The sequence below is a fragment of the Streptomyces sp. NPDC030840 genome, assembly GCF_055572015.1.
Window position 1 is genome coordinate 193,526 of the sequence record NZ_JBVIEE010000015.1, and the last position, 25,352, is coordinate 218,877.

General features: G+C 69.4%; 19 protein-coding genes and 1 pseudogene. 11 read left to right on the forward strand and 9 right to left on the reverse strand.

Annotated features, from left to right (window positions below; genetic code table 11):
* Positions 1-3: 3 nt before the first annotated feature.
* Positions 4-1,539 carry a carotenoid oxygenase family protein gene (locus ACZ49J_RS29240; protein ID WP_467452973.1) on the reverse strand — a complete coding sequence of 512 codons (1,536 nt, stop codon included), beginning with the start codon at positions 1,537-1,539 and terminating at the stop codon, positions 4-6.
* A 196-nt stretch (positions 1,540-1,735) separates the two neighbouring features.
* Here ACZ49J_RS29240 and ACZ49J_RS29245 point away from each other — a divergent pair, with 196 nt between their 5' ends.
* From ACZ49J_RS29245 to ACZ49J_RS29265, 5 genes and pseudogenes are all read left to right on the forward strand, one after another.
* Complete coding sequence (locus tag ACZ49J_RS29245; protein WP_467452975.1) at positions 1,736-2,689, forward strand: LysR family transcriptional regulator; 954 nt, start codon at positions 1,736-1,738, stop codon at positions 2,687-2,689.
* 310 nt (positions 2,690-2,999) lie between these two features.
* Positions 3,000-3,473 carry a MarR family winged helix-turn-helix transcriptional regulator gene (locus ACZ49J_RS29250; RefSeq protein WP_467452976.1) on the forward strand — a complete coding sequence of 158 codons (474 nt, stop codon included), beginning with the start codon at positions 3,000-3,002 and terminating at the stop codon, positions 3,471-3,473.
* Between the two features lie 66 nt (positions 3,474-3,539).
* Complete coding sequence (locus ACZ49J_RS29255) at positions 3,540-5,117, forward strand: MFS transporter (RefSeq protein ID WP_467452978.1); 1,578 nt, start codon at positions 3,540-3,542, stop codon at positions 5,115-5,117.
* 22 nt (positions 5,118-5,139) lie between these two features.
* Positions 5,140-5,505 (forward strand): annotated as a pseudogene (locus ACZ49J_RS29260) (MFS transporter); the annotation flags it as partial.
* Positions 5,506-5,579: 74 nt separating this feature from the next.
* Positions 5,580-6,338 (forward strand): EthD domain-containing protein, encoded by a 759-nt coding sequence (locus ACZ49J_RS29265; protein ID WP_467452979.1) that lies wholly within the window; start codon positions 5,580-5,582, stop codon positions 6,336-6,338.
* 63 nt (positions 6,339-6,401) lie between these two features.
* On the opposite strand, the gene ACZ49J_RS29270 is transcribed toward ACZ49J_RS29265, so the two are convergent.
* From ACZ49J_RS29270 to ACZ49J_RS29285, 4 genes are all read right to left on the reverse strand, one after another.
* Positions 6,402-7,502 carry an NAD(P)/FAD-dependent oxidoreductase gene (locus ACZ49J_RS29270; RefSeq protein WP_467452980.1) on the reverse strand — a complete coding sequence of 367 codons (1,101 nt, stop codon included), beginning with the start codon at positions 7,500-7,502 and terminating at the stop codon, positions 6,402-6,404.
* The gene (locus tag ACZ49J_RS29275) at positions 7,499-7,684 is read right to left on the reverse strand and encodes a ferredoxin (RefSeq protein WP_467452982.1); all 186 of its coding nucleotides are present in this window, start codon (positions 7,682-7,684) and stop codon (positions 7,499-7,501) included. Before ACZ49J_RS29275 ends, ACZ49J_RS29270 begins: the two co-directional genes overlap by 4 nt.
* 2 nt (positions 7,685-7,686) lie before the next feature.
* Positions 7,687-8,877 (reverse strand): cytochrome P450, encoded by a 1,191-nt coding sequence (locus tag ACZ49J_RS29280; protein ID WP_467452983.1) that lies wholly within the window; start codon positions 8,875-8,877, stop codon positions 7,687-7,689.
* A gap of 76 nt (positions 8,878-8,953) precedes the next feature.
* Positions 8,954-10,435 carry an aldehyde dehydrogenase family protein gene (locus ACZ49J_RS29285; RefSeq protein ID WP_467452984.1) on the reverse strand — a complete coding sequence of 494 codons (1,482 nt, stop codon included), beginning with the start codon at positions 10,433-10,435 and terminating at the stop codon, positions 8,954-8,956.
* A gap of 759 nt (positions 10,436-11,194) precedes the next feature.
* Here ACZ49J_RS29285 and ACZ49J_RS29290 point away from each other — a divergent pair.
* Positions 11,195-12,373 carry a cytochrome P450 gene (locus ACZ49J_RS29290; protein ID WP_467452985.1) on the forward strand — a complete coding sequence of 393 codons (1,179 nt, stop codon included), beginning with the start codon at positions 11,195-11,197 and terminating at the stop codon, positions 12,371-12,373.
* Positions 12,374-13,010: 637 nt separating this feature from the next.
* Here ACZ49J_RS29290 and ACZ49J_RS29295 read toward each other — a convergent pair.
* Complete coding sequence (locus ACZ49J_RS29295) at positions 13,011-13,232, reverse strand: hypothetical protein (protein WP_467452986.1); 222 nt, start codon at positions 13,230-13,232, stop codon at positions 13,011-13,013.
* Positions 13,233-13,382: 150 nt separating this feature from the next.
* Here ACZ49J_RS29295 and ACZ49J_RS29300 point away from each other — a divergent pair, with 150 nt between their 5' ends.
* From ACZ49J_RS29300 to ACZ49J_RS29315, 4 genes are read left to right on the forward strand one after another with little or no spacing between them, the layout of a single operon-like run.
* Positions 13,383-14,216, forward strand: a complete 834-nt coding sequence (locus ACZ49J_RS29300) for an alpha/beta fold hydrolase (protein ID WP_467452987.1) — start codon at positions 13,383-13,385, stop codon at positions 14,214-14,216.
* Between the two features lie 18 nt (positions 14,217-14,234).
* On the forward strand, positions 14,235-15,140 hold the full coding sequence (locus ACZ49J_RS29305) for an alpha/beta fold hydrolase (protein WP_467452988.1): 906 nt from the start codon (positions 14,235-14,237) through the stop codon (positions 15,138-15,140).
* Positions 15,137-16,729, forward strand: coding sequence for an FAD-dependent oxidoreductase (locus tag ACZ49J_RS29310; RefSeq protein ID WP_467452989.1), 1,593 nt, complete (start codon positions 15,137-15,139; stop codon positions 16,727-16,729). Before ACZ49J_RS29305 ends, ACZ49J_RS29310 begins: the two co-directional genes overlap by 4 nt.
* A complete protein-coding gene (locus ACZ49J_RS29315; protein WP_467452990.1) occupies positions 16,726-18,051 on the forward strand; it encodes an amidohydrolase family protein in 1,326 nt (441 codons plus the stop codon). Before ACZ49J_RS29310 ends, ACZ49J_RS29315 begins: the two co-directional genes overlap by 4 nt.
* 661 nt (positions 18,052-18,712) lie before the next feature.
* On the opposite strand, the gene ACZ49J_RS29320 is transcribed toward ACZ49J_RS29315, so the two are convergent.
* The 3 genes from ACZ49J_RS29320 to ACZ49J_RS29330 form a co-directional block, all read right to left on the reverse strand.
* The gene (locus ACZ49J_RS29320; protein WP_467452991.1) at positions 18,713-19,339 is read right to left on the reverse strand and encodes a TetR/AcrR family transcriptional regulator; all 627 of its coding nucleotides are present in this window, start codon (positions 19,337-19,339) and stop codon (positions 18,713-18,715) included.
* 148 nt (positions 19,340-19,487) lie between these two features.
* The gene (locus tag ACZ49J_RS29325) at positions 19,488-20,831 is read right to left on the reverse strand and encodes a D-arabinono-1,4-lactone oxidase (RefSeq protein ID WP_467452992.1); all 1,344 of its coding nucleotides are present in this window, start codon (positions 20,829-20,831) and stop codon (positions 19,488-19,490) included.
* Between the two features lie 44 nt (positions 20,832-20,875).
* Positions 20,876-21,652, reverse strand: coding sequence for an MFS transporter (locus tag ACZ49J_RS29330; protein ID WP_467452993.1), 777 nt, complete (start codon positions 21,650-21,652; stop codon positions 20,876-20,878).
* 260 nt (positions 21,653-21,912) lie between these two features.
* Between ACZ49J_RS29330 and ACZ49J_RS29335 the strand changes: the two genes are divergently transcribed.
* Positions 21,913-25,275 (forward strand): alpha-L-rhamnosidase-related protein, encoded by a 3,363-nt coding sequence (locus ACZ49J_RS29335; protein WP_467452994.1) that lies wholly within the window; start codon positions 21,913-21,915, stop codon positions 25,273-25,275.
* Positions 25,276-25,352 lie beyond the last annotated feature (77 nt).

Below are 25,352 nucleotides of genomic sequence, written 5' to 3' on the forward strand. Positions count from 1 at the left end.
TGCTCACTTTCCCAGTTCGCTGCCGGGCACCCAGGTGCCGTGGAAGCCGTACCGGAGCCGGAAGGGGATCTTCACGGTGGCGATCGGGCCGGCGGCGATGTCTAGGGCGTCCAGAACGACCAGGTCGTGCCGCATCTGGTCGCGCCGGCCGACCAGCGCCAGCAGATAGCCCTCGCCCTCGTCGGCGTCCGCGGACTTGGGAACGAACACCGGCTCCTCGGGCGCGGCGTGCTCGCCGCCGGCCCAGATGGCCGTCGCACCGGTGCTTTCGTCGCGGTGGATGATGGAGTTGAAGGGCGGGCCCATGGGACCGAACTCGGGCATGGGCAGATCGGGGTGCATGCCGCCGACCCAGGAGTGCCGGTTCTTCTCCATCAGCACACGGGGGTCGACCCGGGGCATGTCACCGGGCAAGGCGAGGAGCTGCTCGCTGCGGTAGGTGTCGGTGGCGTCGTCCCAGTGGGCGGCGCCCTTGGTGAGGTCGAACGTCCAGCGGTGCAGGATCGGCGGCAGTTCGGGCAGCAGGCCGACGGTCGTCTTCGGGAACTGGGAGAACCAGCCGGACTTGGTGACGAAGTGGTCGCCGACCAGGGTGTCGCCGTCCGTCCAGGCGTTCAGGGTGTGGGTCTCCATGAGCTGCTCACTGCGGAACCACTTGATGCCGCTCACCCCCTGGTCGCGCGGGATGATCGCGACGTAGGTCCCCTGGTTCGGGTCCCAGACGAAGTACTGCTCCTCCGTCTTCATCTGCTCCGGGTCGGCGACCATGGGCGAAATCGTGAAGACGAAGTGGTCCCGGGTGACCAGCCAGTCGTGCACCATCGACGAGTACGGCACCTCGAAGGTCTGGGAACGGGTGACCTTGCCGTCCGCGGAGATCTCGTAGAGGTGGATCTGCTTGTCCGGCAGACCGCTCGCGTTGTACGCGAAGGCGATCAGCTCACCGGTGCGCGGGTCGTGCTTGGGGTGCGCGGTGAAGGTACGGCCCGGGATCTGGCCGGAGAAGTCGTAGACACCCTTGGTCTCCAACGTCGCCGGATCCAACTCGTACGGGAGCGCCGCCTCCTTGAGCGCGAGCAGCTTGCCCGCGTGCCAGATGATCGAGGTGTTGGCGTTGCCGTCGTCGATGCCGGCGACGGACGGGTCGTCGGTGCAGGGGTTGCGGTAGGCGCCGAACAGGGCCTGGCGGGCGGCGCGTTCGAGCTCGAAGCGCTGGGTGCGGACGTAGCGCGTCTTCAGATCCGCGTGGCCGTTGTCGAACCGCACCATGTGGATCATGCCGTCGCCGTTGATGTACACGTCGTTCGGGAACCGCGGCGGGTACTGGGTGTCCGCGGCGGCACGGTAGAAGGCACCGTTCAGCTCGGGAGGTATACGACCCTCGACCTCCAGGTCGTATACGTCCGCCTCGATCCGCGACGGGGCGAAGAACCCCCGGAACTTCGGTGTGTCCGGGAACTGCATGGTTTCCGGGGGCGGCTGGGTGCCCACGGGGTGCTGCCCGGGTGTCCCGTCGGACTGCGTCGTTGCAGTGGCCATGGCTCTCTCCTCTGTGGCAAGGTCGGATCAAGCGAAGAATGTGATTGATTCCGTTTGGCTGGCAGCGCGCTGTTGCGAGAAGAGGCGCAGTGGAATCTTGGAGATACCCAGCCGATCGGCTGGCGCTGACCATCATGTCCTCGGGACGTCTTCGGCGTCCAACACTGAAACACGCACGAAATGATCGGAGAATGCGATGGATCTGCGGCAGATGGAGTACGCGGTGGCCATCGCTGACGAGCTCAACTTCACCCGGGCCGCGGCGCGCTGCCGCATCGGGCAGTCCGGGCTCAGCCACCAGATCACCCAGCTCGAGCGGGAGGTCGGCGCCCGGCTTTTCGAGCGGACGAGCCGCAGCGTCCGCGTGACCCAGGCCGGCCAGACCTTCGTCGCCTGCGCGCGGCGGGTGCTCCAGGCGGTCCAGGAGATGCAGGCCGAGATCGCCTCGCTCGACGGGCCTGTGCGAGGACGGTTGCGCATCGGTTCGCTGACGCTCACAGCTGGGAAAATCGACCATCTCGGCCTGCTGCGGGAATATCAGGAGGCATACCCCGCGGTGGAGGTGATCCTCTCCGACGCGGACGGTGTGGAAGCCACCACGCAGCTGCTGACCGGTGAACTCGAAGTCGCCGTGATCGCCCTGCACGAACACCAGTTGCCCCAGGGCATCGCGTACCACCTGCTGCGTCTGACGCCGCTCGTGGCCGTCGTGGGCCGCAGGCACCGGCTGCGCGGAACCGGTGTCGTGGATCTGGGCGAACTGGCCGACGAGCGCTTCCTCGAATGCAGTCCGGACACCGGACTGCGCATGCAGGTGGACGCCGCGTTCGGCCGGGCGCGCGCCCGCCGCCGGAGTGTCTGCGCGTTGCGCAGCGCGGGAGACCTCGCCTCACTGGCGTTGGAGGGCATCGGGGTGACCCTCGTGCCCCGACCGGTGGCCGACGCGATCATCCCGGGCGACCACGCCGACTGCGTCCTGCGCCTCGACGACCCGCAGGCGCTCCAGCCGCTGGCCCTCGCTCATCGCGACCCTGCTCCGGCCTCACCGGCCGCGCAGGCGTTCCTGCGTCTCGCGCTCAGCCGCCTGCCCGGGCCGGGAGCACTTGGGCTGGAGGAGGTGCCGGGTTCGGCCGTGTCCGGCGAACGGTGACGGGCTGCTGTCCGGACCGTCGGGGCCCGCGGCGGCAGGGTGCCGTAGGCAGCGGTGACCGCTCGTCCGCATGACGACGGCAGGACTCAACAGCCGTTGCGTGACCGGCACCTGGGTGGACGAGGTCCGGACCGGGCCTTCCACCGGGTCAGCACCGGCCTCGGCGTCCTCTACGCCAGACCGGACGGTCTGGCGTAGAGACGGCGTCCGGAGCGACCGTCGGCGAATTCGCCGCACGAACGGGTGCCCACTCCCGGCCCTCGATTAAGTATTTTGACATAGGTATCTCTGCATACCTATATTGGGAGGCATGCCTCAGCACAGCGCGTCCGCGCAGGACATCAACCACATGGCCGCCGCGCTCGCGGCATGCCTGCCCGCGCTGCACCGGGCGCTCGACCGGCAGGTCGGGCAGGACTTCCCGCACCCCAAGCCCCCCGAGGCCCAGCTCGCGCTGCTGCGCCAGGTCGAGGCCCATGACGGGGTCACCGTGCGCACGGCCGCCGAGGCGCTGCACATGAAGCCGAACAACGTCAGCGCGCTGGTCAGCCAGATGACCGAGCAGGGACTGCTGGAACGCCGGCAGGACCCCGCCGACAAGCGCATCGTCCACCTGCACCTCACTCGCACCGCCCGGCAGCGGCTCGCCGAGGTCACGGACCTGATGGGGGCCCATCTCGGGCACGCGCTGCGCTCCCTCACCGACGGCGAACTGGACGCCCTCGGCGCCGCGTTGGGCGCGCTCCAGTCGCTCACCGAGCAGCTGCACCGCCCCGCGCGCTGAGTGACGCACCCCCAAGCCGTCGCTCCCGACATCCAGGATTTTTCCGACGAAGACAGGCACTGTCGTATGCCCTCCATCACCACCACCACTCTGCCCACTCCTCCCCCGACCACCGACCGGCCGCGCGGCCCGCGGGCCAACCCCTGGCTGACGCTGATCGCCGTCGCGTTCGGCCTGTTCATGGTCGGTCTCGACGGCTCGGTCGTCTCGATCGCCAATCCCGAGATCGGCCGGAACCTCAACGCCTCGACGGCCGATCTCCAGTGGGTGACCAACTCCTATCTGCTGGCCCTCGCCGCCACGCTGATCCTCGGCGGCAAGCTCGGCGACCGGTTCGGCCGCCGCACCTTCTATCTGGTCGGCGTCGCGGGCTTCACCATCGCGTCCGTCGCCATCGGGCTGGTCGGGTCCATCGAGGGCGTCATCGCCTTCCGGGCTGTGCAGGGCTTCTTCGGAGCCCTGTTGATGCCCAACACGCTGGGAATGCTGCGGGCCGTGTTCCCGCCGCGGAAGTTCGGCATGGCGGTCGGTATCTGGGCGATGGTCTCCTCGGTCTCCACCGCCCTCGGACCCATCGTCGGCGGACTGCTCGTCCAGCACGTGAACTGGGAGTCCGTCTTCTACATCAACGCCCCCATCGGAGTCCTCGCGCTCGTCTTCAGCGCCGCCGTCCTGCCGCAGAGCAAGAACGCCGCCGCCGACGACGAGAGCTTCGACGTCGTCGGCGTCGTCCTGCTTGCGCTGGGGCTGCTCGCCGTCGTGTTCGGCGTTGTCAAGGGCGAGACGTGGGGCTGGATTTCGAGTGGCACGCTGGGCGCGATGGCGGCGGGTGTGGTGATCCTGCTGCTCTTCGGTCTCCACGAGACCCGGATCGCCGCGCCTTTGCTGCCCATGCGTCTGTTCCGCAACCCGGCTCTGACCATCGGCACCGTCATCACCGCGCTGAACTTCTTCGTGCTGCTCGGTGTGATCTTCTTCGTCATGCTCTATTTCCAGAACGTGCGCGGCTTCTCCCCCGTCGAGGCCGGTGTGCGCACCCTGCCGCTGAGCCTCGCCTCGGTCGTGGCGTCCCCGCTGGGCGCGGCGCTCACAGCGCGGTTCGGGCCACGTCTGACCATGCCGCTCGGCATGGCGCTCCAGGCCGTCGCCTGCTTCGCGATGCTGGGATGGAGCACGGAGTCGTCGTACACCGCCATGTGGCCGCCGTTCATCGCGCTCGGCCTGGGTGTCGGCATGGTGATGGCGTCCTCGTCCGACGCCGTCGTCGGCAACGCGCCGGTGCAGGACGGTGGGGTGGCGGGCGGCCTCCAGTCGACCGCGCTTCAGATCGGCGGCGCGCTCGGTACCTCGGTGCTGGTGTCGCTCATCGGCAGCAGGGTCGGCTCGACCCTGACTGGCGAACTGACCGGGGCAGGAGTACCGGCGCAGGCTGCGCGGGGGCTGAGTGAGGCGAAGGACGCAGTGGCGATGGGGGTCGCGCCGGTCTCGGGTGAGATGCCGACCCAGCTGAAGGCCGCCGTGGTCGAGGGAAGCCACCAGGCGTTCATGAACGGCGTGCATACGTCGGTGCTGGTCGCCGGTGTGCTGTGCGTCGTGGGAGCGGTGGTGGCGGCTGTGGGCGTGACCGGGCGGCAGCCGGCCTAGAAGGCATGAAGGTCTTGGGGTCTTCGGCTTGTGCGCCCTCGGCTTCGCGATGGTCTGGCTCGCCCCCAACCCCGTCGTGCTGACCCTCGGTGCCGTCATCACCTGCCTCGGCGGCGGCATCATGCTGCCGAGCCTGCTCACCCTCGCCATGTCCAAGCTCCACTACGCCGACCGCGGCCGCGGCACCGGCCTGTGGACGGGCTCCTTCTTCCTCGGCCAGTTCCTCTGCCCGCTCGTGGCCCTCGCCCTCACCTCCGCCGTCGGCACCCTGACGAACGCGATGGGAGTACTCGCCCTCGCCGGAGCCGCCGCCACCGCCGCACTCGGCCTCGCCGCCCGGATTCGGACGGCGGCAGTCCCGGAGCCGACGCGGCAGACGGCCGGCTGACCAGCCCGTCCAGGTCGGTACCGCAGGCCTCCCCACGCCGGCGGTGCCGACCTCCGCTCCATACGAACCTCCAAATGTCTGAATGGAGAACGATGCTGACCCTGATCGCCGCCGCCCGCCGCAAGCCGGGCATGACACACCGGGCGTTCCTTCACCACCTCCACCACGTGCACGGGCCCCTGTCCGCCGCGAATCCTCTTGGCATCCGGCGTTACGTCCAAAACCACGTGTTCGACGCGTCCTTCGGCACCGAGGGGGACCCGGCCCACCTGACCGAGTTCGGCCGGGACTCCGTCACCGAGCTGCGGTTCGACGACATGGAGGCACTGGCCGCCACGATGTCCGACCCGTACGTGCGTGAGGTCATCGCTCCCGACGGCGCCCGGTTCAACGACCTGCCCAGTGCCCTGGCCCTGCTGACGCGCACCGAGGTGCTGGTGCCGCCACCGGCGTCCGACGGGGACGCGGCTCCCGTGAAGGTGCTCCACTTCGTCCACGCAGCACAGGGACTGAGCCGGAACGACATCGTTGGCCGGTGGCGGGCCGCCCATGAGCAGGTACTCGCCGAAGAGGACTCACCGGCCAAAGCGGTGCGCGGATGTGTCCAGCACCGCCAGGTGCCGGGAGACGAGAGGGCGTTGCGCCATTTCGGCGCCGAGGACGAGCCCCCCTACGCGGGAGTCACCGCTCTGTACTACGACTCCGAGGACGAGGCTCTGACGCAATTCCCCTCGTACGAGCGCGCGCTGCGAGAGCGGTCCGACGAAACCGGCGGTTTCTACGACCCCTCCCGCTCGTTCGTCCTCTACAGCCGCGAGGTGACCATCTTCTGAACCGCCCCATGCAGCTGGCCTCCGCCCCGTGACGGGGCGGAGGCCAGCTGCACAGGGGTCACGTCACGGGGTGGAGGCCAGCTGCCGGAGCTTGCGGACCGGCATCGTGTGGTTCACCGTCGCCGCCGCGCCCCCCGACCAGCGCAGAAGCATCGAGCTGCCGTCGACATCGACCAGATCCGGTTCACCGAGTCCGGCCGGCTCCCCTGCGATCTTCACCTCGACGCCGAACTGGTTGGTCCAGAAGTACGAGGGAAGCGCCGCCCCGACCACGTCCTCCCCCAGCAGCGCGCCCGCCGCAACTCGCGCCTGCTCCACCGCGTTGGTCCAGTGCGGGCGGCGGCAGGCCCCACGGACCACCGCCGCATCCCCCGCCACGACCATGCCGTCCGCGACCCGGCCGCGGGAGTCGGTGACCACACCGCCGTCGAGCGTCAGGCCGGAACCGGTGAGCCAGTCGACAGCGGGTACGTCCCCGACCGCCGACACGATCACGTCGGCTGTCAGAACGTCACCGCCGGCGTCGACGCCCTCCAGCGTGTCGGATCCGACCAGCCGGACGCCGCCGGGCACCGTCCTGAGCACCACTCCGTACTCACGCGCGGCAGTCGCGATCACCTCGGCGAGCACCGGACCGAGCACCCGGCGCAGGGGCGCATCCCGGTCGACCACCGTGACCTGCAGGCCGAGGGTGCGGCACGTCGATGCGATCTCCATGCCCAGCAGCCCCGCTCCGACCACCAGGACGCTGCGAGCGCGCGCCAGGTCCTCGCGCAGCGCCGCGCAGTCGGCGAGCGTGCGCAGCACCCGTTCCCCCGACATGCCGGGAGGGCTCAGCCGCCGGGCCCGGCCCCCTGTGGCGACCACCAGACCGTCGTAGGGCACCGGCTCGCCGCTTTCGAGGATCACCCGGCGTGCCCCGGTGTCCAGCGAGACGGCCCGGGCCCCGAGCCGCAGAACAACGCTCTCGTCGAGGGGCGGCAGTGCGGTGGATGCGTCCGTCGCCTCGCCGGACAGCACGGTCTTGGACAGGGGAACCCTGGTGTAGGGCTGCTCCGTCTCCGCGCTCAGGAGCGTGACCGTCCCGTCGAAGCCCCGCACGCGCAGCCAGCTCGCGGCGGTCACCGCCGCGATCGAGCCACCCACGACGACGATGCGCTTCATGACGTGGTCCGCAGGGCCGCGACAGGGCAGGAACGGACCGCCGCGAGGGCGGTTGCGTCGTCGTGGTCGCCGCCGGGAACCAGCTGCACCATTCCGTCGTCGTCCACCTGGAACACCTCCGGTGCGATGGCCTCGCACACAGCGTGTCCCTCGCAACGGCCGGGAACGAGTTCGATGCTCACGGTCACACCCTTCTGGTGGTCACGGTGACCGGCAGGCTGTCCAGCCCGCGGATCACGTTGTTCAGGTGCCGGCGTGCCGGGCCGGCGAGTTCGATGCGGTCGACACGATCAAGCAGGGCGGAGAAGATCGCCTGCGCCTCGATGCGCGCCAAGCCCTGGCCGGCGCAACCGTGGACGCCGTATCCGAAGCCGACGTGGTCCATCGGCGCTCGGTCGACCCGGAAGCGATCGGGATCGATCCACTTACGGGGGTCCCGGTTCGCCGATCCGAACAACAGGCCTACCTGTGCCTGCTCCGGGATCACCACGTCCTCGTACGCGACGGGGCAGATGATTCTGCGGAAGAACATCTGCACGGGCGATTCGTAGCGCAGGATCTCTTCGAACACCAACGGCACGAGGCTCCGGCCCTCCCGCAGCGCCCGCCAGGCCTCGGGTCTCTCCGCGAGCAGCCACAGACCGCTGCCGATCGCGTTGATGGTGGTGTCCATGCTCGCCACGAGGTACGCCCGCAGCAGCGGTACGACCTGATGCGCGCCGATCACCCCTCGGTCGGCGGCGCGGTGGACGGCCTCGCCCCAGCCGCCCGGTTCGAGGTTGTCGCGGCTCATCATCGCGGCGAGTTCGTCGAACAGCGTCTCGGCGACCGGCAGGGATTGTCTGGTGCGGTCGTTGAGCGGGCCGAAGGTGTTGAAGAAGGCGTCGGCGAACCGCAGCACCTCCTCCCGTGCCGCCAAGGGCATCCCGATCAGGTCGGCGACGACGCTCACGGGGAACACCCGGGCCAAGTCCCGGACCACGTCGAAGGTTTCGCGCTCCACGAGCGGGGCGACGAACTCCTCGGCCCGGCGGCCGATGTCCGTCCGCAGCCTGGCGAGGGCGCGCGGCGCCAGACTCTCGGACAGGACCCCGCGCAACACCTCGTGTTCCGGCGGGTCCCACGCGAGGACCCCGCCGCGGCGCCGCTCGTTCAGTGCCGGTTCGAGACCGACACTGTCGACCGAGGAGAACCGCCCGTGATCGCCCAACGCCGCGCGCACCTGCGCATACCGCGGAAGTACCCAGCAACCGTGGCGCGACAAGTAGACCGCCGCCCCGAGACCGCGCAGGTCCTCGTAGGCGGGGTACGGGTCGTTGAGCACCTCGTCATCGAAGATGTCCACATCGGAGACGGGTGTGGTGGTCGAGATCATCCTTGGTTCCTGTCCGCTGTGTGGTCAGCGCGCCGGCCCTGGGCCGGCCCACGAGGCCGCTCCCGTCGCCGAACCTTCAGAAGGGGTAGGAGGCGTGCCGGGTGGCCAGAGTGATCCAACGGGTGTTGCTGAATGCCTCGATGCCCCAGCGGCCTCCGAAACGGCCGTAGCCGGAGGACTTGACACCACCGAACGGCGCCTGGGGATCATCGGCGACGGACTGGTCGTTGATGTGGACCATGCCGGTCCGCAGCATGCGGGCCACCCGGAGCCCGTGCGTGCCGTTCTCGGTGATGATCCCGGCGGTGAGCCCCTGGTCCGTGTCGTTGGCCATCGCGACGGCCTCGTCATCGGTGGCGAAGGTGTCGACGACGCAGACCGGCCCGAACGTCTCCGCGCCGTGCAGGTCGGCGTGGGCGGGGACCGCGCTGAGGACGGTCGCCGGGTGAGTGGCATCCTCGATCTCGCCGCCGACGAGTACCGTGGCGCCCTTGGCGACCGCGTCCTCGACCAGGGCGGCGATACGGCGAGCCGCGAAGAGTCCGCACCGCTGGTCGGGGTCCGTGTTGACCAGCGGGCCGATCACCGCAGCCGGGTCGGTGGGGTCACCGGACGGCAGTGCGGCGACCTTGGCCGTGAACTTGGCGGTGAACTCCTCGGCGAGCGACTCGTGTACGAGGATCCGGTCGGCGGAGATGCAGATCTGTCCGGAGTTCATGAACGCCGCGAAGGCGGCGGCGTCGACCGCGTAGTCGACGTCGGCGTCGTCCAGGACGATGACCGCGTTCTTGCCGCCCAGTTCCAGGAGCGCGGGCTTGAGATGGCGAGCGGCCTGCTCGCCGATGATCCGGCCCACATGCGTCGAGCCGGTGAAGTTCACCGCGCGTACCGCCGGATCGGCGATGAGGGCTTCGGCGATGTGCGGAGCGTCGGCGGGGTCGTTCGTGATCACATTGAGGACCCCGTCGGGCAGTCCGGCATCACGCAGCAGTTCCCCGATGAGGAGTCCGGCGGACACCGGAGCCACTTCGCTCGGTTTCAACACGACCGTGTTACCGGCGGCAAGGGCAGCGGCAACCGCGCGGGTCCCGAGAATGACGGGGGCGTTCCACGGGGAGAACGCGGCTACCACGCCCACGGGTTCGCGCACCGCGAGGCTGAGGGCGCCGTCGTGCTGGGTGGTGAGGACTTGGCCCCGCGGGGCGGTGATCAGAGCGGCTGCCTCGCGTAGCATCGCGGCGGCCAGTGTCACGTTGAACGAGGCCCACAACCGGGTCGCGCCCACCTCACCGGCCATCAGGTCCACGACGGGCTCGCGCCGCTGCTCCATCAGGTCGGCGGCGTTGACGAAGATCGCGCGGCGGGTGAACGGGTCCAGCCTCGCCCAGTCCTCGAACGCGGCCTGGGCGGCGTCGACGGCGCTGCTGACGTCCTCGACGCCGGCCGCGGCCACGGTGGCGTACATCTGTCCGGCGGAGGGGTTGATGACGGGCGTGGTGCGCCCGGATTGCGCACCCTTCTCTTTGCCGTCGATCAGCAGTTCACGGGTGATGACCATCTGGGCGGCTCCTTTGCCAGGAAGGTCGCTGCGCGGGCACGATGCGGGGTTCGTCGGTCCACGAGGTCGGTCTCCAGCACCCACGGGAGACCATCGGCACGACAGGGCCGGGCCAGGTGCTGGTGGCGACGCCATCCGCGCGGAGATCTCGGACCGCGCCGATACCTGTGTCGTGGATGGCGAGAGACTGCCGGGCCGGGGCCGCCGGAGCGGTCGATGCCCTCGCCCGTCATGGAGCAGCAGGACTCGACTCCATACGGAATGAGGTGGATGCCGTTCTCTTCGGATCCCGCGGGCCGGCTGTCTGTTGTTGCTGTCCCTCGCTGATGATGCTGCTCAGCGGGCCATGAAGTCCAACACGGATGCTGGCGCACAGCCATCGAAGATGACGATTGATCAGCACTGGTGCGTCCCGCGTTCTCACCCTGCCCGACCGTCCGGAAGGAGGCACCCTCATGCCGCGGAGTCCGTGCCAGGCGACATGGGCGAATCGAATTCTTCGATCATTGCGTGCGGGATTCGGTGTTGGACCCCGGCCCGAGCCGATGGGCATCATCGAGGGAACAGCGAGCGTCATGGGCGAATCGGCCGGTGTTTTCCTGCTGCCAGGCCAGCGGGAGCGGTCGGTGCGACGACGGGACGGTTGACCGCACGCGCCCAGGATGACGCGGACTTCTCGACAGAGCACGGCACTCACAGCGGATGCGCACCGTGACAGCCGCGCCGGCTGACCCGGCGGCCTCGACCTTGGAGCCAGTGATGCCCTCCACGACCCTGCCCTCAAGCGACGTCGACCTTTTCGCCACGGACACACTTCTCGATCCCTACCCGGTGTATGCGGGCCTACGGGATGCGGGACCGGTGGTCCGGCTCAGCCGGTTCGACGCGTGGGCGTTGCCGCGCTACGAGCAGGTCAGTGCCGCGTTGCGTGATCACGAGACGTTCAGCTCCGCGTCCGGAGTGGGCTTCACGCCCGAGATGAACGAGCTGATGGCCGGCGGCGTGCTGGCCTCCGACCCGCCTCACCACACCACCCTGCGCGGCATCCTCTCCCGCATGCTGATGCCCCGGGCGCTGCGGGACCTCGGTCCCTCGGTGACCGCTGCGGCGGAGGAAATCGTCGACCGCTTGGCGGCCGGTGCGGAGTTCGACGCGGTGTCCGACCTCGCAGAGGCATTCACTCCGAGGTTCGTCGCCGAACTCATCGGTCTTCCCGAGGAAGGCCGCGACCAGCTCCTTGAGTTCGGCGCCTCCACCTTCGAGGGTCTGGGTGCCTCCGGTGAGCGGACACCTGCCGCGATGCGACAGCAGCAGGCTCTACTGCACTACGTCACCACCACCGCCGCCAAGGACCGGCTTGTCGAAGGCGGTCTCGGCGCCCGCGTCTGGGAGGCGGTCGACTCGGGCGAGATCGACGAGTTCGCCGCGATGACCCTCATGATGGCGTTCCTCGCCACGGGCATGGACACCACGATCCTCTCTTTGGCGGCCGCCGTCCGGCTGTTCGCCGAACACCCCGACCAGTGGGACGCGCTGCGGGCCGACCCGTCCCTGGTGCCCGCCGCCTACCTCGAGGTTCTGCGCATCGCGTCTCCGGTCACCGTTTTCAGCAGGGTGACCACCAGGGTCTGGGAGTGCGACGGCGTCACCATCCCCGCGGGCGATCGCGTCGCCGTCATGTACGCCTCCGCCAACCGCGACGAACGCAAGTGGGCCGACCCGGAGCGCTTCGACATCACGCGGAAGCCTTCCGATCACCTGACCTTCGGCGTCGGCATCCACGCCTGTGTCGGCCAGAGTCTGGCCAAGCTGGAGGCGCACGCCCTCCTCACAGCGCTGCTGGCACGGGTTCGCCGGTTCGAGATCGGCAAGCCCGAGTTCATCGTGAACAACACCCTGCACGGGCTGAGCAAGCTGCCCTGCCGCATCGTCACCTGAGCGGACCAGGAGCGAACCCCGTCCGGGGCTTGACTGCGCGGACAGCTTTCTACTCGGCTACTGCCCTGACGCGGCCTCACGCCATGCCCACGACGGCGGATATCGCAGCCCGCGAGGAAGAACCGAGCGTCGTGGTGGCTGTGCAGGGACTCGTGCAGGCGGGGGTGCGCAGAGCGAACAAGGTCAGTTCGGCCAGCAGTTGATACGACGCGGGCTGCTCCAGCACGGTTTGCCGCTCGATGACGGCTCGGCAGAGCTCCCGGGAGGGCCGCAAGCGACCGCCGGCCGGCTCGTGCCAGCCGCCTCGGCCCGCGGTGTGTGCGCCGCTCTGTCAAGGCATGATGAGCGCTGGCGGCGGCAGCTGTGGGTCCTTCATCCACCGGAGAACCGCCAGGCACTGCCCTCATGCGCGTGGACGTTCTCACTACGGAGACCGGTCACGCAGGCCGCCACGTCGGCCTGCGTGACCGGCGCCCGGCAGGGCCCGCGCCGATCGCGGCGCCATCGGCCTGTGGTTCGGCGCGACGCGGCGGCGGTCTGCGAGCGGCTCGTGATCATTTCTCGCTCCGGATCGCGCCGATGCCGCGCGGCCGCGCCGACGGGAGCAGCGCGAGCTCCTCCGGTACCGTCTCGGCCGTCACTGGACGCCATTGAGCAGACGGCCGAGGCGGCCGAGAAGAACGGACTGAAGACCTTTTCCGGCAGCGTCTACGGCAGCAACGGCGTCCGTATCGACCCGCCGGAGATCACGGGCGCCGTCGCCGTGCTGACCCTCGTGGTCGCGTTCGGCCCTCTGCTCGCCGCGGGCATCGACCACGTCCTGTTCATCCCCTCCCGCCGCCGTCAGCAACTCGCCCATGGGACCGCACCACAGGAGTCCATCGCGCCGCCCGACCAACACCGACTCGGCGCACCAACCGATTCGCCTCCTCACACAAGACCACCCCGGCGGTAACCGCCGGGGGCTCGCTCTTGACACGACCACCTTATCGGCAACAGTGTTGCCACTATGAGCACCTGGTCTGAGCCGCAGCCCGATTCCCGGTTCGTCGCGGTGAACGGTCTGCGGATCCACTACAAACGCGCTGGTCGCGGCCCGGCACTCGTCCTGTTGCACGGCAGCGCTTCGTCGCTTCAGCACTTCGACCGTGCGGCGGGCCTGCTGTCGGAGTCGTTCGACGTCATCCGTCCCGACCTGCCGGGATTCGGCCTGACCGGCCCTCGCAAGGACCGCGACTACCGCGTACCGGCCTACGCCGCGACGGTGGCGGGCTTCATGGAGGCGCTGGGCGTGCCGCGCTACGCGGTGGGCGGCAATTCACTGGGCGGCAACATCGCCTGGAACCTCGCGCTGGACCACCCGGACCGGCTGACCGGCCTGGTGCTGGTCAACGCCACCGGATACCCGGAGAAGGAGATGCCGGCAGGCATGCGCCTGACCCGCAACCCGCTGCTGCGCCCTGTGTTGCGGCGGGTGATGCCACGCGGCGCCATCGAGCGCAACCTGCGCTCGAACGTCGGCCCGCGCTCCACGATCGTGGACGACGCCATGGTGGACCGGGCGTACCAGCTCATGTGCCGGCCCGGGAACCGCTCGGCCTTCGTCGACTTCTGCAACACCGACCAGCCCGACCGCAGCGCGCAGATCCCCCGCATCGCGGTGCCCACGCTCGTGCTGCGCAGCGCGGGCATCGACGGCCAGCACTTCGCCCGCGACATCCCCGGCGCCAAGGAGCTGGTGCATCCCGACGGCGGTCATCTGCTGCCGGAAGAGGAACCGCAGTGGGTCGCGGAAGCGATCACGAAGTTCCTCGGCTCCGCCGCCGACACCCCCACGCGCTGAGGCCAGGAGGCCCGTTCCATGAAGTACTTCGTCGCCTCGGGCGAGGACCGACGGCTCACCGCCGCCTCCCGGCGAGCCCTGCGCGGCAGTTTCACCGAGCTGTCCGACGGCGTCACGCACTACGAACTGACCGGCCCCGAGCACGGGGATGTGGTCGTGATGGCGGGCGGACTGACCATCCCGCTGTTCTACTGGGACGGGCTCGTCACCGAGCTGCACGCCCGTGGGCTGCGGACCCTGACCTGCAGCGCGTACGGCCGCGGCTACTCGGACCGGGTGCGGGCGCGCTACGACGAGAGGCTGTTCGCACGGCAGTTGGCCGAGCTGACGGACCGGCTCGGCCTGAGCGCGCGGCCACTGCATCTCGTCGGCACCTCCTTGGGTGCGCTGGTCGCCATGACTTACGCCGCCCAGCACCGCTCACTGGTGTCCACCCTCACCATCGTCGGCCCCGCCGGTCTCGCGACACCGAACCTGACCTCCCCCCACCGGCTGCTGCGCAGCGACCTGCTGGCCGGCGTCGTCGCCCGGCGGCGCGGCCGGCAGATACTCCAGGGGCACCTCGGACACAACGTCCGCGACCCCGAGCTCGGCGCGCAACTGACGGAGATGGTCCTCGACGCCTTCCGCTTCGAGGGATCGCTGTACGCGGTCTTCGACACGCTGCAGCACCTGCCCGTCTCCGGCCGCGACGACCTCTTCCGGCAGACGGGGGCGCTGGGCATTCCCACGCTGCTGCTGTGGGGCGACGAAGACGACGTCACACCACTGGTCCACTTCGACACGGCGCGCGCCCTGCTGAAGCCCCAGCACCATCATGTGATCCCCGAATGCGGCCATATGGCCCCGTTCGAGCGACCCCGCCACGTCGCCGACCAGATCGTCCCGTTCGTGGCCGTACACAGCGAAGGGCTCGGTTCATGAGCAACCCGCAGGTCATCGACGTACTGGTCATTGGTGCGGGGCCCTCGGGCTCCGTCGTGGCGATCGACCTCGTACGCCGCGGCCTCGACGTACGGATCATCGACAAATCTCCCCACGCCTTCGACGGCTCCCGCGCCAAGGGCGTCCAGCCCCGCAGCCTCGAAGTCCTCGAAGACCTCGGTGCCCTGAACGACGTACTGGCCGGCGGCAGCACCTACCCCAAGCTCGGGCTGCACGCGGGGCCCTTCGCCGTGCCGTGGAAGATGTTCCCCCACAAGGAGGCGACCCCGGACGTCCCGTACCCGAACACCTGGCTGATCCCTCAGTTCCGCACGGACCGCGCGCTGCATGCCCGGCTCAGCGAGCTCGGCCGCGAGATCGAGTTCGGCAGGGAACTGACCGGGCTGACACAGGACGAGGACACGGTGGTCGCCAGGGTGGCGGGCGCGGACGGCGCTGAGGAGATCGTCTCCCGCTACCTCGTGGGCGCCGACGGCGGTTCCAGCGCGGTACGCAAGCAGCTCGGTATCGGCTTCACCGGGACGACGGACGAGAGCGACCGGATGCTCATCGTCGATGCCTCGGTGACCGGCCTGGCCCGCGACCGGTGGCACATGTGGCCCGGCCGGGGCGGCAGGTTCATCGGTGCCTGCCCGCTGCCCGACAGCGACATGTTCCAGTGGATGATCCGTCTCACGCCGGACGAGGAACCGCCCTCGGAGAAGGACGGCATCCTGCGCCGGATCCACGACCACACCCACAACCGGCGCATTCAGCTGCACGACATCCGCTGGACGTCGGTGTTCCGGCCCAACATCCGCCTGGCGGAAAGCTACGGCCGCGGGCGGGTCTTCCTCGCCGGTGACGCCGCGCACGTGCACACCCCGGCCGGCGCCCAGGGCCTGAACACCGGCATACAGGACGGTTACAACCTCGGCTGGAAGCTCGGCCAGGTCCTCGCCGGGGCCGACGCGACGCTGCTGGGCACCTACGAGGCCGAGCGGCAGCCGATCGCCGCCGGGGTCCTGGGCCTGTCCACGGACAAGTGGGGCGGCATCGCCAAGCTCGACCCGTCGAGCATGAAGCGGGGCAAGGACGAGCAGCAGCTCGCCCTGACCTACTACGGCGGCCCGCTCGCCCCCGCCGACGGCACGCGTACCGGAACACTGCGCGTGGGGGACCGCGCCCCGGACGCCGAACTGCTCGGCGCCGACGGCTCCGCGACCCGGCTGTTCAACGTGCTCCGCGGGCCGCACTTCACCGCGATCGCCTACGGCCCCGGTGCCACCCGGGACCTCCAACAGCTCGCCTGGCCGACGACGGGTGCCCAACTGAAGCGGATCACCGTCGGGCCCACCGCCGCCGACGGCCTCATCTTCTCCGATCCCGAGAACACGCTGCGGCGTGCTTACGGCCTGACCGGCGACACGCTGCTGCTGATCCGTCCCGACGGCTACATCGGGCACATCGCCACTTCGGACTTTCTCACCGCCACACAAACCGCCGCACGGGCCATGACGCCGTCGGCAAGGAGCCGCACCATGTTCCAGCACAGCCGCCCCTCCCCCGGTTCGGGGGCCACCGCATGAGCCGCACACTGCTGCGCGGAGCGCAGGTCATCACGATGGCGCCGGACCGGCCCGACGCCGAACGCCTCGACATCCTCGTCGACGGCGACCGCATCGCCGCCCTCGACGAGAACATCGAGGCACCCGACGCCGAAGTCGTCGACTTCTCCGGCCGCGTCGTCATCCCCGGCCTGGTCAACGCCCACCTGCACACCTGGCAGACCGCACTGCGATCCGTCGGCGCCGACTGGACACTGACGCAGTACCTCACTCACCTCCACGGTGAGTGCGTCGCGCACTACACCCCGGCCGACATGCACATCAGCAACCTCGCCGGCGCACTCAACCAGATCAACTGCGGCACGACCACCCTCGGCGACTGGTGCCACAACGCCCTGTCGCCCGAACACGCCGACGCGGCCGTCGAGGGACTGGTCCAGGCCGGCATCCGCGCCGTCTTCCTGCACGGCACGCCCTACCGTGCGCCGGACATCCCCCACCCCCTCGCCGAGATCGACCGGCTGCTCGACGGCCCCGTCCGCGACCACGCCCTCCTCGCCCTGGGCATGGCACTCCAAGGGCCGCAATACTCCTCCGCCGACACCGCGGTGGCTGATTTCCGAGCCGGCGCGGAACGCGGTCTCGTCGTCTCGATGCACCAGAGCGGAGGGGAGCCCTCACCCGGCTGGGAGGCCGTGCGCGCCGCCGGGCTGTTCAGCCCCCGGACCAACATCGTGCACGGGTCCGACCTGCCCGACGACTGGATCAAGACACTCGTCGAGGCGGGCGTCACCTTCACCATCACCCCGGAGAACGAACTGAGCCAGGGACACGGCGCACCCGTCACCGGATCCCTGCTGCGCCGGGACGCGGCGCCCTCCCTGGGCACCGACATCGACACCGCCGTCCCCGGCAAGCTCCTCACCGCCGCCCGGATCGCCCTGGCCCACCAGCGCGGCCTGGACCACGCCGAGCACCGGCAGACGACCGGCATGCACGCCGACACGCCCTCGGTCACCGCCAAACAGGCGCTGGCCTGGGCCACGGTCGAAGGGGCGAAGGCAATGGGCCTGGCCGACCAGGTGGGTCGGATCGAGGTGGGCATGCAGGCCGACCTGGTCACCGTCGATGCCCGGGCACTCAACCTGTGGCCGGCGCACGACCCGGTCGCCACGGTCCTGCACGCCGACATCGCGAACATCGAGGCCGTCATGATCGCCGGCCGCTGGCGCAAACGCGACCACGCCCTGCTCACATCGGGCCTCGGCGAGGTCAAGGACCAGCTCCACGAGTCCGGAGAGCGCCTGCTGCGCGGCATCGCGCCTGCGGGCTCCCGCGCCTGACAGGCCATAACGGCCCAGAAGCACGAACCGCGCGCCGACGAGCACCACACTCCGTCCTCGTCGGCGCGATGGTCGCCGCCCTCAGATCCGCGCACCGCGGGCGCGCGCTCTCACAGCAGAAGGTGACGCGAGCAGTTCCATGCCGGCGACCGCGCAGATGCCCCGCCGGCCTCTGCACCAGGACCAGATCGTCCAGGCCGCCATCGTCCTTCTGGACGAGGGGGGGCGTCGAGAGCCTGAGCATGCGAAGGCTCGGCAGTCGTCTCGGCATCACCGCGGCAGCACTCTCCTGGCACGTCAGGAGCAGACACGATCTGCTCCTGCTGGCCGCTGACACCACCTGAGGGCAGGCTCCGCTCCCCGGTCGCGGGGAACTGAATGGCGTCAGACCGTCCTGGCGATGGCCGACAACGTGCGTTCGATGCTTCTCCGGCACCCCTGGCTCCTGATCGCCATGACGATCCAGCCTCTCGACGGCCCGGCCGGGGACCACCGCCATGAGCGAAGTAGTGGACCACCCGGCGGGCCACTTCGAGTTCACTCCGCGCGCCGTGGCACGCACCGGCCAGGTGTCGGCGGCGCTCCTGCTCGCGGTCAGGGGGATCGGTGTGAGGAAGGAGCAGTCCGTTCCAGAACGGGCCCCAGTGATCACGTCGCTCGGTCAGGCCTCGTCGCGCAGGTGGGCGAGCCCGCTGAGGAGAAGTTCGAGGCCGAAGGAGAACTCGTCCTCGATCGGAACGGGCAGTGACCCGGCAACGGTGAGGGTTGCCGGGAACAGATCCGGATCCACGCCCTCAAAGACGCCCGACAGCTGTGCGTCGTCGAGCCGCCCTTCGCCGTCACGCCCGTTCACCTGTACGGCGAATCCGAGGACATAGCGGGCCAGGGTCGCGTACGCCTGCGCGGCCACTCTCGGCGGGAAACCACCGTCGAGCAACACCGCGACACAGTGCTCCCGCAATCCCATTGCGTTCGGTCCCAGCGGGATCTGCTCGACCATCAGGCGCGCCGCGTTACTGTGTCGGGCCAAGGCGTCGAACATGGTATGCGCGACCGTCCGCAGCGCCTGCTGCCAGCCCATCGCGAGGAGTTCGTCGCCGTCCAGCCCCACGGCGCCGAACATGCGGTCCACGACATGGGCGACCAGTGCCGCCCGGTTGTCGAAGTGCCGGTACAGCGTCGCCGTGCCCGAGCCCAGACGCTGGGCGAGCGTCCGCATCGACAGAGCGTCGGCGCCCTCCTCGTCCACGATCTGCAGTGCGGTCGCGACGATGCGCTCCAACGGCACCGGTGGCCGCCCTGGAGAACGCCGACCCGATGTCGCACCCGCCCGTGTAGGGCCATTTGCTGCCACAGAACGTCCCACCTCCTCGAGCAGCAACGTAACAGCAACACCGTAGCCGATATGAAGATCACCGATCGGACGAGACGCGTGATCAGTCTCCCAGCACCCGGCGCAGGTAAGGGTTGGTGAAGCGCCGGTCGGGGTCGAGTCGGTCACGCAGCGCGGTGAACTCGTGGAAACGGGGGTAGACACCGGCGAGGTGTTCGGCGTCGCGGGTGTGGAGTTTGCCCCAGTGTGGGCGCCCCTCGTGTGCGATGAAGATGCGCTCCGCCCGCGTGAAGTACTGGTGGTACGGCGTGCCCCGGTACACGTGCAACGCGATGTAGGCGCTGTCGCGCCCCGATGCCGTGGACAGGGTGATGTCGTCCGCGGGGGCGGTGCGGACCTCGATGGGGAAGCTGACGCGCAGGTCGGAGCGTTCGATCATGGTCTTGAGTTCGCGGAGGGTGTCGAGGACGGCCTCGCGGGGGACGGCGTACTCCATCTCGATCATGCGGACGCGGCGCGGACTGGTGAAGACCTTGTAGGGGATGTCCGTGTAGGTCCGGGCCGAGAGGCCGCGGGTGGCGACCCGCGCCATCGACGGGATGGTCGCGGGCACGGTGCGTCCCACTGAGTTCATCGCCTGGAAGACGCCGTTGGAGAGGAACTCGTCGTCGAACCACTTTCTGAGCCGGCCCAACGGGGCGTGCGGGCCGGCCGTGCGGTTGTTGCGCAGGGTGTGGCAGTGGTCGGTGTGCGGGAACCAGTAGAACTCGAAGTGGTCGTTGTGCGCGTGCAGTTCGTCGAAGGCCGCGGTGACCTTGTCGAACGTCATCGGTTCCTCCCGCGCGGCGAGCAGGAACAGCGGCTCCACGGTGAAGGTGACGGCGGTGACGACGCCCAGGGCGCCGAGTCCGATGCGTGCGGCGGCGAACACGTCCGGGTTCTCGGTCTCGGAACACCTGAGCAGTGAACCGTCCGCCGTCACCAGCTCAAGGCCGCGGATCTGGGCGGCGATCGCACCGGAGGTGCGGCCCGTCCCGTGCGTGCCGGTGCTGGTCGCCCCGGAGACGGTCTGCTCCATGATGTCGCCCATGTTCGTGAGCGAAAGGCCTTCCTGGGCGAGCGCGGCGTTCAGGGCCCTGAGCCGCGTGCCCGCCTCCACGGTGACGGTGCCGGCCTTCCGGTCGATCGCGCGGATCCCCGTCAGGAGGTCGGGGCGTATCAGTACGCCGTCGGTGGCGGCGGCTGCTGTGAAGGAGTGACCGCTCCCCACCGCTTTCACCGCGAGGCCGTCCTCGGCCGCCTGACGTACGACAGCGCGGAGTTCCTCGACCGAGGCGGGGGTGACGTCCCGGACGGGGCGGGCGGTGACGTTGCCGGCCCAGTTGTGCCAGACGCTCGCCTTGGTGGTCACCGTGCCCCGCGGGGCGCCGGAGGGGATCGTTTCCATGGCCTTTCCACTTTCTTCGGGGACGGAGCGGGGTCTCGGCGCCTCTAGCGCACGGACCGTACGCGGTACACCAGCAGGGCTCCAAGGGCCGCGGCGACGCCCACGAGGGCGAAGAGGACGGGATAGCCGCGGTCGGAGGTGATGATGAGGCTGGCGATCAGCGGGGCCAGCGCGGGCGGGACCACCGAGCCGATGTTCATGATGCCGAGGTCCTGGGCCCGGCTCTCCGCGTCGGGCAGGACCTGGGTGATCAGGGCCTGGTCGACGGACATGTACGCTCCGAAGCCGGCGCCCATGATCGCGGATGCCACCAGGGTGACGGTGAGGCTAGGAAAGGCCGCCAGCAGAAAGCCCGAGACAGCTTGGAGCAGCGCCGTCAGCGCGACGAAGATCCGCCGTCTGCCCAGGCGGTCGGAGAGCACGCCGACGACGGAGGTGGCCAGGACTCCGGCCATGAGATACGCGACGGTGCAGGCCAGAAGGCTGCCCGCCGGGTCGGGGACCCTCAGGTCGTCGGTCAGGAAGTACAGGGTGTAGCAGACACCGAGCGAGTTCGCCAGGTTGACCAGCAGCCGGCCGCCGAAGGCCCAGGCGAACTCGCGGTTGCGCAGCGAATTGCCCATGGAGGTCAGAAGCGTGCGCAGACGCAGCGGTGGCTCGGTGCTGCGGGCGGGGTCGCGGTAGCGGGCCAGGAACGGCACCGCGCAGATGAGCAGCAGGGCCGCGATGACGAGGTAACCGCCCGAAGGGGAGAGCCCGAGGGCGGAGACGACAGCGATGCCGGCCACCACGCCGAGTGCCTCCCAGTCCTCTCCGACCATTCCCGTCCCGCTCTTGCTGCGGACTCGGTCGGACCCTACTGGACAAGCCATGAAACCGCTCTTGGCGCCGCAGGACCGCTCTCCTGCCGGATACCGGCCGCACAGGCCTTGACACCCCCTCGCGCGGCGGCAAAGAATTCCCGCTGCAAACACGGTAATGAAACGATTCAAAACACCGCGTCCCACAGGCCTCTCCCTTGCCTGATCTCCAGGACGCCTGCCCTCCCCGCCATCACCGCACATCCACAGTAGGAGCCCGCATGTCCTCTGTAACGCGCCGGTCCGCCCTGCGCTCGGCCATAGCCGTGGCGCTCGCCCCCGCCCTCGGCTCGGTGTTGCTGCCGGGGCTCGCTCCCGTGGCGTCGGCCGCCGTCTCCTGGACCGCGAAGTGGATCTGGGCTCCGTCCAGCTCGGCGAACCAGTGGGTGGCGTTCCGCAGATCGTTCACCCTGGGCTCCGCGCCGTCGAAGGCGGTGACGCAGATCGCGGCGGACTCCAAGTACTGGCTGTGGGTCAACGGCACGCTCGTCGTCTTCGACGGCCAGCTCAAGCGCGGCCCCAACCGCACCGGCACCTACCACGACGAGATCGACCTCGCCCCGTACCTCACGAGCGGCCGCAACACGGTGGCGTTGCTGGTGTGGTACTTCGGCAAGCAGGGGTTCTCGCACAGCAGCAGCGGCAAGGGCGGTCTGCTGTTCCAGTCCGACATCACCACCGGTTCCACCACCACCCGGGTCGTCAGCGACACCACCTGGAAGCACACCGTCCACCCGGGATACTCCAACAACACCAGCGGCACCCAGGTCAACTTCCGCCTGCCCGAGTCGAACATCTACTACGACGCCCGCAACGCCACCGCCATGACCGCCTGGCAGTCGGCCGGCTTCGACGACAGCGCCTGGAGTGCCCCCACCGACTTCGGAGCCGCCGGTGCCGCGCCCTGGAACGATCTCGTCCGGCGGCCGGTCCCACAGTTCCGGTACTCGAGCCTGAAGTCCTACGGCAACGCGTCGTCGCTGCCGTCCACGGGACAGGGCGCCGCCGCCATCACAGCCACCCTGCCCTCGAACCTCCAGGTCACGCCATATCTGAAGGTGGACGCTCCAGCCGGCGCGGTGATCGGCATGCAGACCGACCACTACGCCGACGGCGACGGCCTGACCGGCCTCACACCCGGGGCGGAAAACAACATACGCGCCACCTACGTCTGCGCGGGCGGGGTCCAGGAGTTCGAGGCGCTGGCCTGGATGAGCGGCACGGCGGTGAAGTACACGATCCCCACGGGCGTCACCATCCTGGATCTCAAGTACCGGGAGTCCGGCTACGACACCGACTTCGCCGGATCGTTCAGCAGCAATGACGCCTTCTTCGACACCCTGTGGGGCAAGGCGGCGCGCACGATGTACGTCAACATGCGCGACACCTACATGGACTGCCCCACCCGCGAGCGCGCCCAGTGGTGGGGCGATGTGGTCAATCAGCTCAAAGAAGGCTTCTACACCTTCGACACCCGCTCCCACGCCCTCGGCGCCAAGGCCATCGCCGAGCTGAGCGCCTGGCAGAAGCCCAGTGGCGTGCTCTACTCGCCGATGCCGTCCACCATCTGGACCGCTGAACTGCCCGTCCAGATGCTCGCCTCGGTGTGGGCCTTCGGTACGTACCACCTCTACACGGGCAACTCCGATGCGGTCTCCGACACCTACCCGGCGGTGAAGGCGTACCTGAACCTGTGGAGCCTGGACTCGGCCGGCCTGGTCAGCCACCGGGCCGGGGACTGGGACTGGGAGGACTGGGGCACCAACATCGACGCCCGCGTCCTGGACAACTGCTGGTACTACCTGGCCCTCGACACGGCCATCACCCTCGCCGGTCTCAGCGGCAACAGCGGCGACGTCGCCGCATGGCAGGCCAAGCGCGACAGCATCAAGGCCAACTTCGACCGCGTTCTGTGGGACACCTCCAGGAACGAGTACCGCTCACCCGGCTACACCAAGGACACCGACGACCGCGCCAACGGTCTCGCCGTCGTCGCCGGCCTCGCGCCCGCCTCCCGACACCGGGCGATCACCGAGGTCCTGCGCACCCACCTCAACGCCAGCCCCTACATGGAGTTCTACGTCCTGGAAGCGCTCTACCTCATGGGGGCGGCCACCGTCGCCGAGGAGCGGATGCGCAACCGCTACGCCGCCCAGGTCGCCGACCCCACCTGCTACACCCTTTGGGAGATATGGGACAAATCGGGCGGCACCGACAATCATGCCTGGAACGGTGGCCCCCTGTACGCGCTGTCCGCCTACGCCGCCGGCATCCGTCCCACCAAGCCCGGCTGGGCCACGTACGACGTCATCCCGCAGACCGGCACCCTCACGAAGATCAACACGGTCACGCCGACCGTCAAGGGTGACATTCGCTTCGGCATCACGCGCGACGGCGAGCAGCTCTCCCTGACCCTCACCTCCCCGAGTGCAACAACCGCGCGGGTGGGTGTTCCGACGTACGGCGGCTCCTCACCGGTCATCAAGGCCAACGGAACCACGGTCTTCACGGGCGGCGCCTCCACCGGCAGCGTCTCGGGGCTCAGCTACGCGAGCAAGGACTCCGCGTACGTCTACTTCACCCTCCAGCCGGGCAGCTGGACGTTCACCGTCGCCGGCGCCGGCCGCCTGGACAACCTCGCCCTCGGTCGGCCCGTCACCAGCAACAGCAGCCTGGAGAACAGCAACTGGGGCAAGAACCGGCTCACCGACGGCACGCTCACCAGCGTGACCGGCGCCAAGGGCTACACCAGCAACGACTTCCCCTCCGCCGACATCAGCGGCACCCCCGTCTGGGTCGAGATCGACCTCGGCGCCGACACCGACCTCGACGCCGTACGGCTCTTCCCCCGCACCGACACCCCGGCGGTCGGCGGCGGCACAGCGGGCTTCCCCGTCGACTTCACGATCCAGACCCGCCGCGAGGGGTCGAGCACCTACACCACCGCCCGCACGATCACCGCCGAGCCCAACCCGGGCGGGCTCGTGCAGACGTACGGCTTCGCAACCACGACAGCCCGCTACGTCCGCCTGCAAGCCACCAAGCTCGGTACCCCTCCCGTCGACGAGACCACCAAGTACCGCCTCCAGCTGGCCGAACTCACCGTCCCCACCGCCGCGACCACCGTCACCGCCAACTACACGCTGGAGAACGGCGACTGGGGCAAGACACGGGTCCTCGACGGCACCCTGACCAGCGTGACCGGCGCCAAGGGCTTCACCAGCATCGACTTCCCCTCCGCCGACGTCAGCGCCACACCGGTGTGGATCGAGATCGACCTCGGCGCCGACCGGGCCATCGGCTCCGTCACCCTGCACCCCCGCACGGGCACCGGCGCAGCCGGCGGCGGCACAGCGGGCTTCCCCGTCGACTTCACCATCCAGACTCGCCCCGACGGATCCGGGACCTACACCACCGCCCGCACCATCACTGCCGAACCCAACCCCAACGGAGCCGCTCAGACCTACACCCTCACTTCCGCCACCGGCCGCTATCTACGCCTGAAGGCCTCCAAGCTCGGCAGGCCCGCCTCGGACGAGACCACCAAGTACCGCCTCCAACTCGCCGAGATCCGCATCAAGTAGCAGGCCATCCCGGAACGGGCGGCGGTGCTGGTCCCTCACCACGACCTCACCGCCGCGGGTCCCCGGACAGAGCGACG

Excerpts from the sequence above, each read along its gene's own strand:
- ACZ49J_RS29240 (WP_467452973.1), bottom strand. The coding sequence starts at position 1,539 with ATGGCCACTGCAACGACGCAGTCCGACGGGACACCCGGGCAGCACCCC.
- ACZ49J_RS29245 (WP_467452975.1), top strand. The coding sequence starts at position 1,736 with ATGGATCTGCGGCAGATGGAGTACGCGGTGGCCATCGCTGACGAGCTC.
- ACZ49J_RS29250 (WP_467452976.1), top strand. The coding sequence starts at position 3,000 with ATGCCTCAGCACAGCGCGTCCGCGCAGGACATCAACCACATGGCCGCC.
- ACZ49J_RS29255 (WP_467452978.1), top strand. The coding sequence starts at position 3,540 with ATGCCCTCCATCACCACCACCACTCTGCCCACTCCTCCCCCGACCACC.
- ACZ49J_RS29265 (WP_467452979.1), top strand. The coding sequence starts at position 5,580 with ATGTCTGAATGGAGAACGATGCTGACCCTGATCGCCGCCGCCCGCCGC.
- ACZ49J_RS29270 (WP_467452980.1), bottom strand. The coding sequence starts at position 7,502 with ATGAAGCGCATCGTCGTCGTGGGTGGCTCGATCGCGGCGGTGACCGCC.
- ACZ49J_RS29280 (WP_467452983.1), bottom strand. The coding sequence starts at position 8,877 with ATGATCTCGACCACCACACCCGTCTCCGATGTGGACATCTTCGATGAC.
- ACZ49J_RS29285 (WP_467452984.1), bottom strand. The coding sequence starts at position 10,435 with ATGGTCATCACCCGTGAACTGCTGATCGACGGCAAAGAGAAGGGTGCG.
- ACZ49J_RS29290 (WP_467452985.1), top strand. The coding sequence starts at position 11,195 with ATGCCCTCCACGACCCTGCCCTCAAGCGACGTCGACCTTTTCGCCACG.
- ACZ49J_RS29295 (WP_467452986.1), bottom strand. The coding sequence starts at position 13,232 with ATGGGCGAGTTGCTGACGGCGGCGGGAGGGGATGAACAGGACGTGGTC.
- ACZ49J_RS29300 (WP_467452987.1), top strand. The coding sequence starts at position 13,383 with ATGAGCACCTGGTCTGAGCCGCAGCCCGATTCCCGGTTCGTCGCGGTG.
- ACZ49J_RS29305 (WP_467452988.1), top strand. The coding sequence starts at position 14,235 with ATGAAGTACTTCGTCGCCTCGGGCGAGGACCGACGGCTCACCGCCGCC.
- ACZ49J_RS29310 (WP_467452989.1), top strand. The coding sequence starts at position 15,137 with ATGAGCAACCCGCAGGTCATCGACGTACTGGTCATTGGTGCGGGGCCC.
- ACZ49J_RS29315 (WP_467452990.1), top strand. The coding sequence starts at position 16,726 with ATGAGCCGCACACTGCTGCGCGGAGCGCAGGTCATCACGATGGCGCCG.
- ACZ49J_RS29325 (WP_467452992.1), bottom strand. The coding sequence starts at position 20,831 with ATGGAAACGATCCCCTCCGGCGCCCCGCGGGGCACGGTGACCACCAAG.
- ACZ49J_RS29330 (WP_467452993.1), bottom strand. The coding sequence starts at position 21,652 with ATGGTCGGAGAGGACTGGGAGGCACTCGGCGTGGTGGCCGGCATCGCT.
- ACZ49J_RS29335 (WP_467452994.1), top strand. The coding sequence starts at position 21,913 with ATGTCCTCTGTAACGCGCCGGTCCGCCCTGCGCTCGGCCATAGCCGTG.